Origin of the sequence: Acinetobacter sp. YH18001 (genome assembly GCF_013416975.1) — a bacterium.
In the GTDB taxonomy this organism is placed as follows: domain Bacteria; phylum Pseudomonadota; class Gammaproteobacteria; order Pseudomonadales; family Moraxellaceae; genus Acinetobacter; species Acinetobacter pseudolwoffii.
In genome coordinates, this window is record NZ_VPEU01000119.1 from 1 (window position 1) to 1815 (window position 1815).

Below are 1815 nucleotides of genomic sequence, written 5' to 3' on the forward strand. Positions count from 1 at the left end.
GCCACTATATAAGGTCACACACCTTACACTTTTTTTAAAACTTGATCACAGATCTGACTTTAGAAATGAATAGATCAATTGAATTTTGGTTCTTGGAAAAATCCAGCAGCAGCCCGTTTACTTTAGATCGGATCTCTTTCGGATCAGTCAGCTCCCCATTCATTAAGTTTTTCAGTAGTCCACCCACTTTATTCATATCTGATTTTAGGCTGCGAATTTCCTGGATTGTTTTTATATCAGTCAGACTTTTAGGTTGGTAACCCAATCCTAAATCACGCAAATACTGAGAAGCCGACAAATTTCCCTGGGCCGCACTTTCTTCAATTTTCTTTTTTTCAGCTTCAGTTACCACAACTTGAATTACTTTTTGGCGTATCCGTTTTGGCTTTTTCTGTTCAGTCATTTTTCTATTTCCAGTACATTTTGGCTATGCCAAAAGCTCCGCAGGACAAGATGCCACGTTGAGCTGAAAGCGAATAAGTCGGGTAATTTATATAACCAAGGCTTGCCATGTTATATAACATTACACATCTTGCCAATATCACGAAAATTGCAATTGCACATAAACGCATATAATTGCACATCAAAATGAATAAAAACCATTTAAAAGCTTATGGTTGCAGATAATTTCATATAAAATCATATAAAAGCTCTTAATTGCATATAGTTGCACATAATTGCATAAATTAAGGAAAGAGGAAGTCATTATGGCCACCAGACATGGCGCTAAGAAATTCATCATCTCTGTATTACCAGAAATAGAAAAACGGCTGGAAGCTGGTTATACAGTTAAGGAAATCCATGCTGATTTACCTGAGTTAGCGAACAATATTTCTTACAGTTCAGTTTTGCGAAATTTGAATAAAATGGGAATGAGTGAAAAAAAGGTACATCTACATAAAATAGAAAAATTAGAATCCCAGGATATGGTCCCTACTTCTAATGAAAAAATGAAAATGACGAATGCAGAAAGAAATACAGAAAAATTGAAGACTAAAAAACCTGTTTTCTCTTATGACCCTCATACAAAAGGTAAAGATTTTATCTAATCACTATAAAACTTAGCTTTTAAATGCACTCATTTGCGATTTAAGCTCAAATTCACACTGGGAGGTACAGAACGAGTGTCTACGAGTGAAATCGCTGAAATTCGCGCTTAGACCCTCTGAAAAACAGCTTTTTAGGCTGTGAAGTCTAAATAAGCGTAAATTACATGCAGAAAATTGAGTCTAGATCGAGCGCAGCGAGCAAAAAAGCTCTATGAGCGAAGCGAATGCATCGTGCTTTTGCTTTTTATTGAAGTCACAACGAGATTAGCCAAAAAATTGTCCCAACGAATCGAGCGAAAGCGAGATTCAATAGAGTTTGAGCGTAGCGAAAACCAAGGGCAATTTTTCACTCCTTGGGCTTTTAATTATTTTAAAGTTTTTAAATGCTTTTAGATATGCTGAAAGCCTTTGTTCACAATACTTTTAAGGGTTATATGACACCGTTTACCTGCAATATGACACCGTTTACCTTGCAATATGACACCGTTTACCTTGCAATATGACACCGTTTACCTTGCTTATAGCACTAAAATTAATTATTGTGTCATAGCATAATAATTAATACTGGTGCTTCATGAGAGAATTAGTGGTAAAAGACAATGCCTTAATCAATGCAAGCTATAACTTGGATTTAGTAGAACAACGTTTAATTTTATTGGCTATTGTTGAAGCAAGGGAAAGTGGGAAAGGGATTAATGCTAATGATCCCCTTGAAGTACATGCCGAAGGCTATATCAATCAATTTGGTGTACATCGCAATACTGCC

Annotated in this window: 3 protein-coding genes; 2 read left to right on the forward strand and 1 reads right to left on the reverse strand. The window is 35.8% G+C overall.

Annotation, left to right across the window (positions count from 1 at the left end; translation table 11 throughout):
• Positions 1–34: 34 nt before the first annotated feature.
• Positions 35–403, reverse strand: a complete 369-nt coding sequence (locus tag FTV48_RS14650; protein ID WP_180000764.1) for a LysR family transcriptional regulator — start codon at positions 401–403, stop codon at positions 35–37.
• A gap of 304 nt (positions 404–707) precedes the next feature.
• Between FTV48_RS14650 and FTV48_RS14655 the strand changes: the two genes are divergently transcribed.
• On the forward strand, positions 708–1049 hold the full coding sequence (locus FTV48_RS14655; protein ID WP_180000765.1) for a hypothetical protein: 342 nt from the start codon (positions 708–710) through the stop codon (positions 1047–1049).
• Positions 1050–1623: 574 nt separating this feature from the next.
• A partial coding sequence (locus FTV48_RS14660; RefSeq protein ID WP_139837621.1) for a RepB family plasmid replication initiator protein occupies positions 1624–1815 on the forward strand: 192 nt, incomplete at its 3' end.

What these genes read in the sequence shown, in the direction of transcription:
- FTV48_RS14650 (WP_180000764.1), bottom strand. Translation starts at nt 403, where the DNA reads ATGACTGAACAGAAAAAGCCAAAACGGATACGCCAAAAAGTAATTCAA.
- FTV48_RS14655 (WP_180000765.1), top strand. Translation starts at nt 708, where the DNA reads ATGGCCACCAGACATGGCGCTAAGAAATTCATCATCTCTGTATTACCA.